Genomic DNA, 15,029 nt, shown 5'->3' with positions numbered 1-15,029 from the left:
ATCAGAATAACTATCTTGAAACAGGTTCAACACCTTCGGTCTGTGACGCAAACTCGTTCCACAAATCGGGCCGCTGTTTAACCTTGATATAACGTGTCGCCAAAATGGTGCAACCATTAACAGAAGCCATTGTATGAAAAGTTCCTGGTGAGCGAAGTATTAATGATCCAGGTAAAAAGGTGACACCATTCTCAATGTAATCTCCTGTTAACACCAAAACCATTTCATGACCCATATGTTCATGCAAAGCAATAAATGCACCAGGCTCATATTTAAGAATTGCGGCATCAGGACCTTGAGGATCTTGATCTACCAGACTAAAAATTGTATGGATGCCAACACCTTTTCGTACATCTAGTTGATATGGTACAAAGTCAAGATCATCTGGCAAAGAAACATTTTCCATGCCCTCAAACTTAATCACTCTGTCGTTAATAGAATTGTAGGGGAATGGATCAAATTTTACTTGTCCATTGCTCATCAATTGGCCATTTCTTGAACTAGGATCATCACTTCTACTTTGACCGTTGTATCCAACTACAGGTCTTTTTAAGAGTTGATCTTGCTTTAACTGATCCTGGTTTAACATTTTATTTGTTCCTCAATATTGATTTAGGTTGATTGAATCTTTCTTTGTTCCTGAGTAAGACCATTATAACCCCAGTTTTTACCCTCTATTTCCTGGATAGAAATATAGTTTGGATGGGACGAATTGCCAAGAACATCTGTAATCAGTTTCCAGGTTTGTGCTATCCATTCCGCTTTTTCTTCGTCAGTATTTGTCCCTTTGGTAACAAGAATACTCAACTCAAAAATTACTTCAGGATCACTTTTAATTTTACCGTCTACATACCATTGCCCTTGTTGCTCAGAAGATTCAAAAAGAACAACAATTACTTTGCTATTTTTGCGAAGAATTTTTTCCGTTATCAGAGATAAACTTTCAGCAAGGCTACTTTTGATATTCTCAGACAATATCTTACTAGCCCTTAGTGTTATGAGCGGCATAGCTTATATTCCTTCTGGTTGGAGTGAATGTAAAGATGTAAGGGGTACAGGTTGTTAAAGCGTAGGTATGAGAACCTGCTTCTATACCCCCATAACCTTATTCTTTTTACGCGGCATAGAGATAATTATCCGCTTGCTTGCGGGCTTCCAAAATGCCATTTAAAATACCGTCATAAACTCCGGCTCTGGCTTCAAGCATCCGCATTGCACTAGAGAAAACTTTTTGTAGGTCTTCAGGAGTTTGCATATGAGGCATTCCTGCAGCAAACCAGCCTTCCCCATGATCTTCATCGAGTTCACAATGAACAACGAAGAATTTCACCATATCTTCACTCAAACCGCGACGACGCAGATGTGCCAAAACTCGACGCTGTTGGAGGGGAATTGCTAATTCTAAAGCTCCCATGCCGCCAATTCCGTAATGTAGTCCGTCGGCAAACCAGCAGAGGTTAATCTTGGTATTGAGCAGATTGCAAGTCTCTGGGTTAATATCATCTTCGCGCGCTCCGCCGAAATAATTCATCAGGGGTTCAAATAAATTGGGATGAGCGTCAGCAAAATTCCCCTGACCAAACTCGTCGTAGAGATTATGATAGAGTTCTTCGCGCATTTCAAAAGGCACAATTAGGCTAAAGGCAGCAACGTGCAGGTGAAAACGTTGCATATTAACTCGGTAATTAGAAAGGAAGTAGCGAACTTCTTCATCGCTCAAATCATTGCTATCAAACAGATCAAATAGTTGATGATGGTTGACACGGTGCTGACTAATCCGCTCTTTGAGCCATGGCATGAAAACTTCAACATTAGTGAGTTCAGAGGGTATTTGCTCTTGGGGCAAATATTGTTGCTCAATTTGCTCAATCAAGTTACGAATTTCCCATTCTCTTGAGGCGCGGGGAGTTCCTAAACCAAAACCCTTTTCCATTAAACGTAAGTTTATATCAAATAAAAGAAATTGAATTGTTCGCCAAGCAAAACCTCCTTTATTTTGGAAAGCCTCATGTGCCAAATCTTTAATTCCCTTGGCATTAAGTAAGAATGTGGGAAGTTGAGGGGCTGTGACTAATGGCTTTAATGTAGATACCAACATTGTCATTTTCTTTGCTTAAATTAGTGTGTGAGTTGCTTACTCTATTCCCTACCGTTACATTAAAACGATTTCCGGAAAATTACTGAAAAAATTTTTGCCTCTGAAGCTAAGCTTGTTAAGTATTTATGTGTTAGTAAAATGGGCGATCGCCTTTTTAACAGAGAAACATAATCTTTGCCTACTACCTACATTTTGAAGTAATGGGTTAATTGACGCTGAGTTTAAGGCTATTAGTGGTATTCTTTTAAGTTGATTCTACCCAATGTTACCTAACCCATCTGATAGCCAAGACTTTGAGCGGTATTATTGCGAGTAAAAGCATTCCAAGTGCCTAATTCTTGAGCATTGCGACTACAAAGCATTGCTTTCGTTGCCTCATTTAACCCTAGCGCTAGAGTAAAATCTGCTCCGGCGATACTCTTTAACTGCTCTAAATTTGCCCCTGTTAAGTCAGTCGCTCGCAAATCTGCTCCCTGTAGTTCTGCTCCAATTAACATAGCATTGCGTAAACAAGCCCCAGTAAGAAAGGCATTTTGAAGATTCGCCCCGCTTAAGGCAACCCCTTCTAAATTTGCCCCCGTTAAATCTGCCCCACTCAGATAAGCCCCCCGTAGGTTACAACCACTTAAATCTACGCCTCTGAGGTAGGCTGCATTGAGAAAAGCACCACTAAGATTAGCCCCAGGTCCAATCGCCCCGGAATTTCGATAATTAAAGCCTTCTAACCAGATAGTATGGACATCATAGAGAGCTAATTTTAATTTTGCTCCCTCTAAGTTGGTATCCGCTAAATTACAGCCCTGTAAATTAGCCCGAAAAAGATAACTTTCCTGTAAATTCGCGCCTTGTAAATTGGCATCCTTAAGATTAGCCCGCCGTAAATCAATTCCGGTGAGATTCGCTCCTTTTAAATTGGTTTGACTGAGATTAGCCCCGATCAAATTAGCCCCACTTAAATCAATACCAGATAAGTCCATCTGACTGAGGTTGATTCCCTGTAGGTTAGTTTGTGCGAGGCTTTTACCCTGATGAAATGCTTGTAAAATTTCCGTGGCCGAAGGAAGTTCACAGAAGGCAGAAGCTTGTTGATGAATTACCATTGTATTTTTCTGAAGATTTATTGATTTACCGATCAAAATAGTCCTATATAAATTATCCTAGAATTTGACTGATTTAAGTCCAACTTTTGTTTATATTTGCTCTCCGTTGAAACCGAAATGCAGTTAATACCACCCATGACAATGATGGACTTCTTTGGCAAAAGTCAAGGAGTTTGGTTTATTCAGCGAACCGTGCATAATTTTGATACTTCTGCTGATGAATCAGGAGAATCTAATGTCATTATCGATGTTTTAACCAGAGATGATCCTAGAGTTTTAGAGGTTTGCCAACAACAAAACATTGCTCCTGATAAGGTCAGTGGTGGGGCCAGTTTTATGTGGCAGGATAATTTAGATAATACAACCCCTAATCAAAATTATGCCGCTATTCTCATTGATATTCCCGACCCCACCAATCCCAAAACAGGCAAATTTTTGCGTAATCGAGGCTATGTTGAAGGAATTCCCGTAATCGGTGTTTATAATTTTGCCGATGATGGTGTATTGACTATTGAGACGGAATATGAGACAAATCAAGGACAGGAAAGGTGTTGGTTTATTAATGATCATTTTCGGGTGCGGGTTATGACCGTTCAAATGATTAATGGAGTGAAGCAAATGGCCTATTGTTCAGAGCGTCGCTGTGTTTCTGATTCCATATTAGAAAAGATGGTTGAACAAAATCGTTTGAGACTTTCTGCAAACGGGTCTTCTGTCGCCTTAAAATAATTTTATCCTGTCTGAAATTCCTGTAAAATTGTATCTGTTATTAAAACATTAAACCTATGGCCGAAAACTTAGAATTCACCCAGTCTCAATCCGAAGATATTCCCAAACAAGAGGTAATAACTGCCCAAGAATTGTTAGAAGTAATTGAAGAAATTGAACAATATCGAGAACGTCTAGTCAATGAGACAATTTCTGCCGCACAAAAGGCTAAACTATCCCAAAAAACGGCTCTTGCTAAAATAGAGCCTGAACTTGCTCAAATTGATGCTGCACTCCAGAATCTCCGCACTCAACAAGCGGCTCTGGTTCACAATAATTAGGTTATTATCATGCTCAATTCTAACACTCAATCTGAGGTCGATCCCGTCATTTTAGCTCAAGCGCAGACAGATAACTTGCTGCAAATGGTCAGTGAACAGATTGCCGAACAAACCTTCGATTTCAATAATCAGGAGATTTTGCAGCTTTTGGTCGAATCTTTGGGAGATAAGCGGGGAATGACTCGTCTACGTTGCGCGGAAACCCTGCATGAAATAGGTACATCCGCAACTCCTTATTTATTAACTGCCCTGGCAAATCATCCTGATGTGGTTGTGCGACGAGCTTCCGCTAAAACTTTAACCCTGATCGCTGATCCGACTGCTGTTCCTCATTTGATTCACTCTCTTCTTAATGACGAGGATACGGTAGTTAAAGGTTCATCTGTTGGCGCACTGGCCAGAATCGGAGAGCCGGCTGTGGCATCCTTACTGGATATTTTAGCAGCAAATGAGCATCCAGAAAGTACAAAAGGCCATGCAGCTTGGGCCTTGGCCTTTATTGGTACAGAAGCAAAAGAGTATTTGTATCAAGCGATCGCTTCTGATTCGCCAGTAGTTCGTGCTGCCGTAGTAGGCGCGATCGCCAAAGTGGCGCAGGAAGAACCTAAACCCGATCTTTTCGACATTTTAATCAATTCTCTGACTGATACTGACGAAAATGTACGTTGCGAAGCGGCTGCTGCTTTGGGTAATGTTGCTTATCAACCCGCTATTCCCAACCTCATTGAGTTACTAAATCATCAGGATGGGGAAAGTAGAAAAGCAGCAGCCTTAGCATTAATGAAAATTGGTGATGAGTCTGCCAAAGAATCGTTAGAAACTGCATTAACCAAGGAATCAGAAACAGCAGTTCAATTAATACTTAAGTTAGGGATTTCTAAATTCAAGTGATCAATATAAGTCCTGTAGAACCAAGTTTTCAAACGTGCTAAAAGGTTCTTTCTTATACTACACTCGTATTACGGAAATATCTACCTTTTGGAGAAAAAAAATGATGCAAGCTATTTTGCGTACTACAACTACTGAGATGGAAGTGACTAGTATTCGCTTGGAGAAAAGCTTAAAAGAGAAACTTAAAGAATTATCGGGTAATCAAGGTTATCAGGCGTTAATCAGGGATATTTTGTGGAATTATGTACAACAAAAGTCGGGAGACTATCGACCTCAGTTTTGTCAGACGGATATACGGGCAGTTATTGAAGCTACAGCGACTAAGGATGAGAGTTGCGTTTTGACAGGTAAGTTAATACAAGAAAATGCTCAAATGTTCTTAGGTTTAACAATTCATGGGGATTTAGTCCCGTTAAGTGTTGATAGTGTCCCATAGTCACCTATAAGGGTCAACGGCCGTTGACCCCTACCTATATCGTCATTTCCATGGTAACGATAGTCGAACCAGTCATTAAAATGCGGACGGAGAGACTCGAACTCTCACGCCAAAGACACTAGAACCTAAATCTAGCGCGTCTACCAATTCCGCCACGTCCGCTTGTTGTCCGATTTATAATCTTACCACAAAAATTTAAGGATAGCTAGTAGTTACGGAAGTTTTCTTATAGGGAATAGTGGAACTTGGTTGATGTTGTTCCCAGTCCTTACCCAAGACAATGGTAATATCAGAAGATAAGGTTCCTGTACTCTCTACTAAAATTTCTCCTATTCCTAGTGTAGCCCGTAAAGCAGAGGCCCCCATATCATCCCCTGATTGTGCCAGAATACGAGTATTTTCTACAGGTTCACTCCATTGATCACTAATAAACACCCGACCATAACCCGCTTCCCGTAACAAATTAACCATTTGTCGTACCGCTTCGGGATTTTCTGTACTATCTTGAATAGCAATTCTTAAACGAGTGGGGTCAGATTCTACCGGAGTAAACTCATCTTGGCCATAACTAAAATGTTCAGCTACCATGTGTTGTATTTGAACAGGGTTAGGCAACCAATAACTAATTTCATGTTTACCATCACCACTAAATCCCCCAGGAAGCATTAACATTTTAACGTCGGCCCGTTTACTTTGAGAAGCGAACCCCGTTAAAGCTAAAAGTTCTTCTAAGCTTAAATTAGTGTCAATATGAGAAGCAATTACTGACAAAATTTCTGGCATTTTTAGTAAAGTTTGGGGTTTAAGGGACTGTTCTACCAAGGCCCGCATTAACATTTGTTGTCGTTGTACTCGTCCAATATCCCCATAACGATCATGGCGAAACCGTAAAAATCCTACTGCTTTAGGGCCATCAAGATGCTGTTCTCCTTTCTTAAGATTGATGTAGAGATGTTGACTATCATCTTGATATTTCATATCTTTAGGGACATAAACATTGACACCTCCCAAAGCATCAATTACTTTTTCGACCCCTTGTACATTAACCCGTACATAACGATCAATGGGGACTCCTGCTAATAATTCGCTAACTGCTTCGGCCGCTAAAGCTGGCCCCCCATTATAATTAGCTTCATTGATCTTTTGTGTTCTTTTACCCACATTAATGGTCGCTTGGGTATCTCTAGGAATAGACAAAACCGTGAGCTTTTTGGTGTTAGAATCAAATCTTAAGAGGAGCATGGTATCGGATAGCCCCTTAAAAGAATTAACTAACGCCTGATAACCTAAGTTATCTTGAGGAATATCGTCCACATCAGAGGTTAAGACTTTTACTCCCAAGACCAACACATTGACAGGACGGCTTAATTCTGGTAGCTGTAAATTTTTATAGGAAATAGTTTGATCTTGACTAAAGACTTTAGCTTCATCGGCAGTGAGTTTGCTTTGCCGTAGGGGAGTTGCCGAAAGAGATACCGCTATAATAGCCCCAGCCGTCGCTGAGAGTAAAGATACTCCCGTTAATCCTAAGCCAATTAAGAACAAACGACCAAGGTTAGGCTTTTTCTTCGTCCTTGGTTTTTCGGAAGGGGGTTTATATACAGGAGGGATTTTTTTGACTGACACAGTTTGCCTCACACCTTAAATGTCGTCTGTTTTAGGATAATAAACGCTAGATTTAACCTTGAGGGGAATCACTGCCAAATCATCCTATTCGGCAAATTATGCCATAAGAAACAAAACTTAACCTAACTTTATTTTAACCTGACCTTACAATCTTGAGCAAAAGTCAGGATTTTTAGACAAGCACAAGGGAGAATTTTTCCTTTTTCAGTTGTCTATGTTAGCATTCTAGAGAAAAAAAGGGGAGAATCCGAAATAATGAAAATTGCCGTTGTTAGTCAAGATTTCCAGACAATTACAGGGAAAACTGGTAAGGCCCGTCGGTTTCTCATTTTTGAAGGAACACAACTTGGGGAACCCATTTTATGCGATCACTTAGAAATTTCTGAGACTGAACCCACATTTCATGACCTCCATACTGATGATATTACGCCCCACGCCATTGATCAGATGATTTTGATTACCATAGAAGCAGGAGAAGGATTAGCTGAAAGATTAAGTCGTCGGGGAATTACTTTGTATATTACTAGCGAAACTGACCCTTTAACTGCTGTTAAAAAAGTAATAGAAGGTAATCTTCCTACTTTGTCCCCAACTCCCCACAAAGAAGATGGAACCTGTCAAAATGAAGAATAAATTATTAATCAGTCTATCTTTAAGTTTAGGAACTTTATTGACTTTGGTTTCTTATCCGTCTATGAGTGGAGAACTCAATAATGGACGCACTTTTTTTAATCAATCTCCTCGTTTACTGAATGTAATGACTACTTTTCAGGGAATTCGTATTCCTTTTCCTAGTTATTATTATACGATTGAATTACCTGCTCAAAGTGGGGAATCTTTACAAAAAGTGATGATTAATAAACGGGAAGGTTCAGACATTATTCATTATAATACTGACCAAACTATTGCTTTTGAAGGAACTCCAGATCATCGTGGGGACTCAATAAAAGTTAAAGACACACAATGGGATGAAAAAAGCGAAACTCTTATTATTACATTAGATACTCCAGTGTCTCCGGGTAAAGTTTTTACTATAGGACTTAAACCGAAAAAGAACCCAGAATTTAGCGGAATTTATTTATTTGGGGTGACAGTTTTTCCTGTTGGGAATAACCCCATGTACTTATATCTTGGCAATGGACGCTTACATTTTTTCGGTAGTGAAGGAGGGAGTCAAAGTTAAAGACACCCTAAATTTTAGTTTAAAAATCGCCCCTACCAATACTTATAATAAAATATTACAAATGATAGACCTTAACTCTTAAGAGTTAAGCTATACAAACAAAGGTTGCCTACGCAACCTAGAATTAAGTCCGCCTGCGCGGACTTAATCTTTATAGAATAAGACATAAGGTCTGTCATTAATTATTAATTTAGCATAGTAAGTCCGATAGAACCTTAATTCTCTCTTTCTGCTAATTCTAACCATCTCTCTGTTGCTGTATCAATTTCTTCAATTAATTGGGATAAACTTGCAGTTAATTCTTGCATTTTGTTAAAATCACTAGGGGCATTTTTATACAGTATTTGTTCAAGTTCTTCTTTTTTTGTTTCTAATTTAGGTATTTTTTCTTCTAAGTCTTTATATTCATATTTTTCTTTAAACGATAGTTTACGAGATTGATTAGATTTTGTTATTTTAGTTTGTATTTGTGTCGGTTTTGTCTTGACTTGTTGTTTCTTTTGTGCTTCTTTTTCTCTGTCTTCTTCAGCTTTTTTATAATCTAAATAAACGGAATAATTACCAGGATATTGGCGAATATTTCCCCCAGATTCTAAAGAAAAAATAGTTTCAACCGTCCGATCTAAAAAGTAACGATCATGGGATACTACAATAACACATCCGTTAAATTCCTCTAAATATTCTTCTAAAACCGCTAAAGTTTGGACATCTAAATCATTAGTTGGTTCATCTAAAATAAGTACATTCGGCGCAGTCATTAAGACTTGTAATAAAAATAAACGCCGTCTTTCTCCTCCTGATAATTTATTAATGGGTGAATATTGTTGATTGGGAGAAAACAGGAATCTTTCTAACATTTGAGAAGCAGTAATAACACTGCCATCCGATGTTTGAACTAATTCAGCAACTTCTTTTAAATATTCAATCACCCGTTGATTTTCATTAACTAATAAATCCTCAGAATGTTGATCAAAATAACCAAAATGAATGGTAGGTCCAATTTCTACTATCCCAGAATCTGGTAGAATCTTACCTGTTATAATATTCATTAAAGTGGATTTTCCAGCCCCATTTTGACCAATAATTCCTACCCTATCTTGAGGGGTAAAAATATAAGTAAAATCTTTGATTAATGTTCGTTCGTCATAGGATTTACTAATATTATTTAACTCAATAACTTTCTTACCAATGCGACGACTAGCAGTAGAAATATCAACTTTGCCTTGTGTTTGTTTAAACTCCTTTTGCTGCATATCTTCAATACGATAAATTCGAGCTTTTTGCTTGGTACTTCTGGCTTTTGGTCCTCGTTTTAACCATTCTAATTCTCGTCTTAATACCCCTGCGTGTTTCCTTTGACTACTCAGTTCAGATTCTTCTGATTCGGCTTTTTTTTCTAAGAAATAACTATAATTTCCTGAATAATTATAAATTTCTCCTTGGTCAATTTCAATAATTCGGTTAGTGACTTTATCTAAAAAATATCGATCATGAGTAATTAAAAATAAAGCCCCTTGATAACGATTCAAATAACTTTGTAACCATTCTACTGATAAGGCATCTAAATGGTTAGTCGGTTCATCCATTAATAACACATCTGGTTGGGATAGTAAAGCAGAAGCTAGGGCAATTCGTTTACGATATCCTCCCGATAAATTACCTACTTTAGCCTCAAAATCTTCAATCCCTAACTGAGTTAAAATAATCTTAGCATTGGTTTCTACTTCCCAAGCTCCTACTGTTTCAATTTTTTGAGTTATACTCGATAATTGAACCATTAAGTTATTGGTATCTCCTTGATGATGAGCCAGTTTATGAGATAATTCTTCATAGTCTCGAATTAATGCCATTTGTTCTCCACTATGGGCAAAAACTTGTTCTAAAACTGTGTGGTTTTCATCCATTTCTGGTTGTTGGGGAAGATAGACAATTTTCGCCCCCGAATTAACCCAAATTTCACCCCCATCAATAGGTTCTAATCGAGCTATCATTTTTAATAAAGTTGATTTTCCAGATCCATTTGTACCAATTAAACCAACTTTATCTCCTTCCTCTAGACTAAAACTAGCATCTTTTAGTATTTCTTTGATGCCAAAATCTTTTTTAATTGATCGTAGAGTAAAAATTGTCATGTATTTAATCCTTTAAAAGTGGTAATAATCTTTGAAATTCTTCACAAGCTTTTTGCAGTGAAGGAGGTACATTATTGGGTAGATTTTGAGAGTAACATTGATTAACTAACTGTTTTATATCTCCTTTACAAGAAGCTTCATTATTGACAAACTTTCCATAAGAGGTTGTTTCATCAACCAGAGTTCCTTGTAGGTGATGTATCCAAGTCTCAATATTACGTTTAGGAATAAAAATAGCAATTGCTTCATCCGGTTGACGATTATTCTTAAGGGTATTTGCTAATTGATTTAGTCTTTCTTCTACTGTAAATTGATCAGCATCAATGATCACAACTAATGCAAGAGAAATCCGATTTTTATTTTGACGATAAGCTTGCACTTCTTTGGCATACTCAGTTCTCACATACTGTTCTCCAGATTGGCTACCAGGTGGATTTATTTTAGCGCGAAATCTACTGTTAAAACCTCGTTGTTCTAAAAAATAACGGGCGAAAACTTCCTGTTGTCGATCCTCACATAAGATAACTATTTGCACTCTATTCTGACTCATTTAACCATCCTCGTGCAATTAATTCTGAAACCGGAATTCCCAAATCATCAGTTTCTTTAGTAGTAATTGATTTTACCCTAACAGGTGCATTACTTTGCCGTTCAAACCAATAACCGATAGGTGATACTAAAAGATAATTGATTAATTCAGGATGATGAGAAATTAATAAGGATTGAAGTTTCCCTTCTTGACAAAAATCATATAATTTTATTATCCATGGTTGAATTTCTGGTAAGGCTAAAAAATTTTCTGGTTCATCAATACAAACCGTATAGTCTTCTGATTTAGTTCCATATAAAAGAGTATATAAAGCAATTAAAGTTTTTTGTCCATCGGATAGTTCTCCCCAACGATATTCGATCAGGTTACTATTAGACATCTCTCCAGAAAATTTTAGATTTAAAACTAAGTTTTTTTCAGTTACTCTCTCAAATTTTATGCTATTAAAACCTATTAAAGTTTCTTTTAAAATGCCAAAAAGTTCTACTATTTTTCCTTGATCTTGCGATAAATAACGATACCAAGAGACATAATTTTCCATTTTATCTGTCAAGCGCATTTCTTCTTGACTACTTTCATCGACCATCAAACTAGGAACAATCTTAACGATAATCAATCTTTGCATCCGTTCTTTAAACCAAGTTAACTTAGTATTATCATTTCTTGGCATTAATGACGGTAGCATAGATTGTGACCAATCAAAGGGATATTGCGGCCCTTCTGAATAATTATCCCGATATAATGTAACTTCTCCTAACTCAAATTTCAATAAAGGCTGATTATCAAACCATAAACGTTCATATTCGAGCCGACATTTATCTTGATTATGACCAATTCCTAATTCATATTTATAAATTCCATTATTTCCAGTTATTTCTAACTCAAAACGTTGAGTTGCTAAACTTTGCCAACGAGTGCAGTCTACGGATTGGAAAATTTTTCCGACTTTATTATCACCATTTACTAATGCTTGAATTTTTTGTAGAACCTCAAAAACTGTAGATTTGCCAGTTCCATTCTCTCCTAAAAATAAATTAATTGCGTCGAAAGTTAAATTAAAATTGACTAAACATCGGAAATTATCAATATAGATTCGTTTTAACATAAAATAGAAAAATTTTATACATAAAAAAATAGATAAACTGATATAATTATAGAGTATATTTTTAAGTAGTGCATTCTCAATTATCATTCTAAGTCAATATGTTCTTTTTATTGGAAGTCGGTACAGAAGAATTACCCGCAGATTTTGTTGATGGGGCGATCGCCCAATGGGAAAAACGCATCCCTGTAAGTCTCCAAGAACAATTTTTGACCCCAGAGTCGATCACTGTCTATGGAACACCCCGTCGGTTAGCGGTGTTAATCACTGGACTTCCAGACAAACAAAGCGATCGCAACGAAATTATTAAAGGGCCACCCGCAACAGCGGCCTTCAAAAACGGGAAACCCACCCCTGCGGCCGAAGGATTTGCGAAAAAACAAGGGGTAGAGGTGACAGACTTAGAAATTCGTCCCACGGATAAGGGAGAGTTCGTTTTTCTGGAGAAAAAAGTTACAGGAAGAGATACAAAAGAGATTTTACAGGAATTAGTTCCTAATTGGATTACTGGGTTAGAAGGACGACGGTTTATGCGGTGGGGAGGGGGGGACTTGCGCTTTTCTCGTCCCATTCGTTGGTTAGTAGCTTTGTGGGATCAATCAATTTTGCCCCTACAATTAATCAACTCAGATAATACCTTAAACAGCGATCGCGTATCTTATGGTCATCGTATTCTTCATCCTGATGCTATCACAATTGCTCAGGCTTCTGACTATGAAGAAACATTGAGATCAGCTTATGTGGTGGTTGACCCATTAAAACGTCGTCAAATTATTGAAGAACAGATTAAAAAAGTTAGTAAACAGTTAGGAGGAACCCCAGAAATTTCAGACGAATTACTGCAAGAAGTCATTAACTTAGTAGAATATCCTACCGCAGTAGTGGGTAAATTTGACGAAGAATTTTTAAGTCTTCCCTCTGAAGTTATTATTACAGTAATGGTGACACATCAGCGTTATTTTGCTCTAAAAAATAAAGGCTCATTATTGCCGAATTTTATCACTATTTCTAATGGTGATCCTACTAAATCAAAAATTATTGCCCAAGGAAATGAACGAGTAATTCGGGCCCGTTTAGCAGATGCTCAATTTTTCTATAAATCTGACTGTGGTGAACCCTTAGATAGTTATCTTCCTCAACTAGAAACAGTGACATTTCAAGAAGAATTAGGAACCATGCGCGATAAAGTTGATCGTATCATGGATATGGCTCAACAAATTGCCGAACAATTGGATATTACTCCTCAACAACGGGAAGAAATTGAAAGTACGGCCATGTTGTGTAAAGTGGATCTAGTGACACAGATGGTCTATGAATTTCCTGAATTACAAGGTGTAATGGGACAAAAATATGCCTTAGTTAGTGGGGAACCAGAAGTTGTGGCCCAAGGTATTTTTGATCATTATTTGCCTCGTGGTGCTGATGATATTATGCCAGATTCTTTGACGGGTCAAGTAGTGGGAATTAGCGATCGCTTGGATACTTTGATCAGTATTTTTGGCTTAGGAATGATTCCTACAGGTTCCTCTGATCCCTTTGCTTTAAGACGGGCCGCTAATGCCATTATTAATATTACTTGGTATGCTAACTTATCGATTAATTTAGCCCAATTATTAGCCCAAGGATGCGCCGATTTTGTCACAGGTCATCCCCAGAAAATTTCCCCATTAGAAGGGTTACAAAGCTTCTTTCTTCAACGAATACAAACCCTACTACAAGATGAGGTCAAAATTGATTATGATTTAGTGAAAGCGATCTTGGGAGAAAATGATCTAGAATATCAAGAAAGGGCTTTACAAGATTTATTAGATGTCCGCGATCGCGCACAATTCTTACAAGAAATTCGTCAGGATGGTCGGTTAGATACTATCTATGAAACCGTCAACCGTTCTACTCGTTTAGCAACGAAAGGAGACTTAGAATTTCAAATTTTAGATCCCAGTGAAGTCGTTGATACTAAATTATTTGAGAAGTCTTCAGAACAGAATTTATATGAGGCATTATTACAATTAGTCCCCAAAACAAAAGCAGCTAAAACCCAGAGAAACTATCAATTATTAGTAGATGGTTTAGCTAATATTGCCCCAAGTGTCAACGAATTTTTTGATGGTTCTGATAGTGTATTAGTAATGGATGAAAATCCACACATTCGTCAAAATCGATTAAACTTATTAGGTATTCTCCGTAATCATGGACGAGTCATCGCAGATTTCGGGGCAATTGTCAAGAGTTAAGCAGTAAACAATGGATAATTGACAATAGATAATTGATAATAGATAATTGGGATGTTAATCCCAAGGTGGTAAAACAATGTCTACAAGTGCTAAGGTAGAAACCTCAGAAATTAATCCACATCCTGATATTAAACCTAATTGGGAAAGGGAAAAATGTGTCAAGTGGTGGAACCCTAGTCGTCAACTGATTAAATCTATTAGAAATTACCAGAAATGGCAAAACAATAAAAACCCCATTTCTTCTTTGATTAGGGCTTATTTTGTCATTAATTATCGCTTCTGGACTGTGGTGACAGGGGCGGATATTCCTTTAAATTGTCAAATAGGAGGAGGGCTGCATTTGCCTCATCCTACCGGAGTTGTGATTCATCCTAGTGCTATTATAGGTGTTAATTGTACCATTTTTCAACAAGTAACAATCGTAGCAAGTGTTAAAGTCGGAAATAATGTACTAATTGGGACAGGGGCTAAAATTCTCAAAAACACAACTATTGGGGACGATGCTAAAATAGGGGCTAATGCAGTAGTTCGTAACTGTATTGTACCTCCAAAAGCCACAGCAGTAGGAATTCCTGCCAGAATCATCCCTCATTCTCAAGAGGAAAGTTTGACAGATTGATAAGTTTTT

16 protein-coding genes and 1 tRNA gene are annotated in these 15,029 nt (G+C 37.6%); 8 read left to right on the top strand and 9 right to left on the bottom strand.

Annotation, left to right across the window (positions count from 1 at the left end):
* Positions 1–10: 10 nt before the first annotated feature.
* The 4 genes from AsFPU1_RS17030 to AsFPU1_RS17015 all read right to left on the bottom strand — a co-directional run bounded on the left by AsFPU1_RS17030 (position 11) and on the right by AsFPU1_RS17015 (position 3,198).
* Positions 11–589 (bottom strand): cupin domain-containing protein, encoded by a 579-nt coding sequence (locus AsFPU1_RS17030; protein WP_124971408.1) that lies wholly within the window; start codon positions 587–589, stop codon positions 11–13.
* 23 nt (positions 590–612) lie between these two features.
* Positions 613–1,008 carry a tautomerase family protein gene (locus tag AsFPU1_RS17025; protein ID WP_124971405.1) on the bottom strand — a complete coding sequence of 132 codons (396 nt, stop codon included), beginning with the start codon at positions 1,006–1,008 and terminating at the stop codon, positions 613–615.
* 106 nt (positions 1,009–1,114) lie between these two features.
* A complete protein-coding gene (locus tag AsFPU1_RS17020) occupies positions 1,115–2,104 on the bottom strand; it encodes an iron-containing redox enzyme family protein (protein ID WP_124971402.1) in 990 nt (329 codons plus the stop codon).
* Positions 2,105–2,367: 263 nt separating this feature from the next.
* Complete coding sequence (locus tag AsFPU1_RS17015; RefSeq protein ID WP_125061144.1) at positions 2,368–3,198, bottom strand: pentapeptide repeat-containing protein; 831 nt, start codon at positions 3,196–3,198, stop codon at positions 2,368–2,370.
* Positions 3,199–3,315: 117 nt separating this feature from the next.
* On the opposite strand from AsFPU1_RS17015, the gene AsFPU1_RS17010 reads away from it, so the two are divergent.
* The 4 genes from AsFPU1_RS17010 to AsFPU1_RS16995 all read left to right on the top strand — a co-directional run bounded on the left by AsFPU1_RS17010 (position 3,316) and on the right by AsFPU1_RS16995 (position 5,574).
* The gene (locus tag AsFPU1_RS17010; protein ID WP_124971399.1) at positions 3,316–3,927 is read left to right on the top strand and encodes a phycobiliprotein lyase; all 612 of its coding nucleotides are present in this window, start codon (positions 3,316–3,318) and stop codon (positions 3,925–3,927) included.
* 56 nt (positions 3,928–3,983) lie between these two features.
* A complete protein-coding gene (locus tag AsFPU1_RS17005) occupies positions 3,984–4,247 on the top strand; it encodes a DUF8630 family protein (protein WP_124971396.1) in 264 nt (87 codons plus the stop codon).
* A gap of 9 nt (positions 4,248–4,256) precedes the next feature.
* A complete protein-coding gene (locus AsFPU1_RS17000) occupies positions 4,257–5,138 on the top strand; it encodes a HEAT repeat domain-containing protein (RefSeq protein WP_124971393.1) in 882 nt (293 codons plus the stop codon).
* A 103-nt stretch (positions 5,139–5,241) separates the two neighbouring features.
* Positions 5,242–5,574: a ribbon-helix-helix domain-containing protein gene (locus AsFPU1_RS16995; protein ID WP_124971639.1), complete on the top strand. Its 333-nt coding sequence runs from the start codon at positions 5,242–5,244 to the stop codon at positions 5,572–5,574.
* Positions 5,575–5,655: 81 nt separating this feature from the next.
* Here the strand turns inward: AsFPU1_RS16995 and AsFPU1_RS16990 are convergent.
* Positions 5,656–5,736: transfer RNA gene (locus tag AsFPU1_RS16990), tRNA-Leu, on the bottom strand.
* 33 nt (positions 5,737–5,769) lie between these two features.
* On the bottom strand, positions 5,770–7,200 hold the full coding sequence (locus AsFPU1_RS16985; RefSeq protein WP_227873358.1) for an LCP family protein: 1,431 nt from the start codon (positions 7,198–7,200) through the stop codon (positions 5,770–5,772).
* A 255-nt stretch (positions 7,201–7,455) separates the two neighbouring features.
* On the opposite strand from AsFPU1_RS16985, the gene AsFPU1_RS16980 reads away from it, so the two are divergent.
* Positions 7,456–7,833 carry a NifB/NifX family molybdenum-iron cluster-binding protein gene (locus tag AsFPU1_RS16980; protein ID WP_124971387.1) on the top strand — a complete coding sequence of 126 codons (378 nt, stop codon included), beginning with the start codon at positions 7,456–7,458 and terminating at the stop codon, positions 7,831–7,833.
* Complete coding sequence (locus AsFPU1_RS16975) at positions 7,808–8,383, top strand: DUF2808 domain-containing protein (RefSeq protein ID WP_172957426.1); 576 nt, start codon at positions 7,808–7,810, stop codon at positions 8,381–8,383. The genes AsFPU1_RS16980 and AsFPU1_RS16975 overlap by 26 nt, the downstream gene beginning before the upstream one ends.
* A gap of 215 nt (positions 8,384–8,598) precedes the next feature.
* Here AsFPU1_RS16975 and AsFPU1_RS16970 read toward each other — a convergent pair whose 3' ends face one another.
* The 3 genes from AsFPU1_RS16970 to AsFPU1_RS16960 are packed head-to-tail and all read right to left on the bottom strand — an operon-like array spanning position 8,599 to position 12,170.
* Positions 8,599–10,515, bottom strand: a complete 1,917-nt coding sequence (locus AsFPU1_RS16970) for an ABC-F family ATP-binding cassette domain-containing protein (RefSeq protein WP_124971382.1) — start codon at positions 10,513–10,515, stop codon at positions 8,599–8,601.
* Between the two features lie 4 nt (positions 10,516–10,519).
* The gene (locus AsFPU1_RS16965; RefSeq protein WP_124971379.1) at positions 10,520–11,065 is read right to left on the bottom strand and encodes a hypothetical protein; all 546 of its coding nucleotides are present in this window, start codon (positions 11,063–11,065) and stop codon (positions 10,520–10,522) included.
* Entirely contained in the window at positions 11,052–12,170 is a 1,119-nt protein-coding gene (locus AsFPU1_RS16960; RefSeq protein WP_124971376.1) for an AAA family ATPase, read from the bottom strand. The genes AsFPU1_RS16965 and AsFPU1_RS16960 overlap by 14 nt, the downstream gene beginning before the upstream one ends.
* 98 nt (positions 12,171–12,268) lie before the next feature.
* Here AsFPU1_RS16960 and glyS point away from each other — a divergent pair, with 98 nt between their 5' ends.
* Both glyS and AsFPU1_RS16950 read left to right on the top strand, forming a co-directional pair.
* On the top strand, positions 12,269–14,401 hold the full coding sequence (gene glyS / locus AsFPU1_RS16955; protein ID WP_124971373.1) for a glycine--tRNA ligase subunit beta: 2,133 nt from the start codon (positions 12,269–12,271) through the stop codon (positions 14,399–14,401).
* Positions 14,402–14,477: 76 nt separating this feature from the next.
* Positions 14,478–15,020, top strand: a complete 543-nt coding sequence (locus AsFPU1_RS16950) for a serine O-acetyltransferase (protein ID WP_124971370.1) — start codon at positions 14,478–14,480, stop codon at positions 15,018–15,020.
* The last annotated feature ends 9 nt before the right edge of the window (positions 15,021–15,029 follow it).

The sequence above is a fragment of the Aphanothece sacrum FPU1 genome, from assembly GCF_003864295.1.
Classification (GTDB): Bacteria; Cyanobacteriota; Cyanobacteriia; order Cyanobacteriales; family Microcystaceae; genus Aphanothece_B; species Aphanothece_B sacrum.
This window is presented reverse-complemented; position numbering and strand designations above follow the sequence as displayed.

What these genes read in the sequence shown, in the direction of transcription:
- glyS (WP_124971373.1), top strand. Translation starts at nt 12,269, where the DNA reads ATGTTCTTTTTATTGGAAGTCGGTACAGAAGAATTACCCGCAGATTTT.
- AsFPU1_RS16950 (WP_124971370.1), top strand. Translation starts at nt 14,478, where the DNA reads ATGTCTACAAGTGCTAAGGTAGAAACCTCAGAAATTAATCCACATCCT.
- AsFPU1_RS16960 (WP_124971376.1), bottom strand. Translation starts at nt 12,170, where the DNA reads ATGTTAAAACGAATCTATATTGATAATTTCCGATGTTTAGTCAATTTT.
- AsFPU1_RS16965 (WP_124971379.1), bottom strand. Translation starts at nt 11,065, where the DNA reads ATGAGTCAGAATAGAGTGCAAATAGTTATCTTATGTGAGGATCGACAA.
- AsFPU1_RS16980 (WP_124971387.1), top strand. Translation starts at nt 7,456, where the DNA reads ATGAAAATTGCCGTTGTTAGTCAAGATTTCCAGACAATTACAGGGAAA.
- AsFPU1_RS17015 (WP_125061144.1), bottom strand. Translation starts at nt 3,198, where the DNA reads ATGGTAATTCATCAACAAGCTTCTGCCTTCTGTGAACTTCCTTCGGCC.
- AsFPU1_RS16970 (WP_124971382.1), bottom strand. Translation starts at nt 10,515, where the DNA reads ATGACAATTTTTACTCTACGATCAATTAAAAAAGATTTTGGCATCAAA.
- AsFPU1_RS17005 (WP_124971396.1), top strand. Translation starts at nt 3,984, where the DNA reads ATGGCCGAAAACTTAGAATTCACCCAGTCTCAATCCGAAGATATTCCC.
- AsFPU1_RS17025 (WP_124971405.1), bottom strand. Translation starts at nt 1,008, where the DNA reads ATGCCGCTCATAACACTAAGGGCTAGTAAGATATTGTCTGAGAATATC.
- AsFPU1_RS17030 (WP_124971408.1), bottom strand. Translation starts at nt 589, where the DNA reads ATGTTAAACCAGGATCAGTTAAAGCAAGATCAACTCTTAAAAAGACCT.
- AsFPU1_RS17010 (WP_124971399.1), top strand. Translation starts at nt 3,316, where the DNA reads ATGCAGTTAATACCACCCATGACAATGATGGACTTCTTTGGCAAAAGT.
- AsFPU1_RS16995 (WP_124971639.1), top strand. Translation starts at nt 5,242, where the DNA reads ATGCAAGCTATTTTGCGTACTACAACTACTGAGATGGAAGTGACTAGT.
- AsFPU1_RS16975 (WP_172957426.1), top strand. Translation starts at nt 7,808, where the DNA reads ATGGAACCTGTCAAAATGAAGAATAAATTATTAATCAGTCTATCTTTA.
- AsFPU1_RS17000 (WP_124971393.1), top strand. Translation starts at nt 4,257, where the DNA reads ATGCTCAATTCTAACACTCAATCTGAGGTCGATCCCGTCATTTTAGCT.
- AsFPU1_RS17020 (WP_124971402.1), bottom strand. Translation starts at nt 2,104, where the DNA reads ATGACAATGTTGGTATCTACATTAAAGCCATTAGTCACAGCCCCTCAA.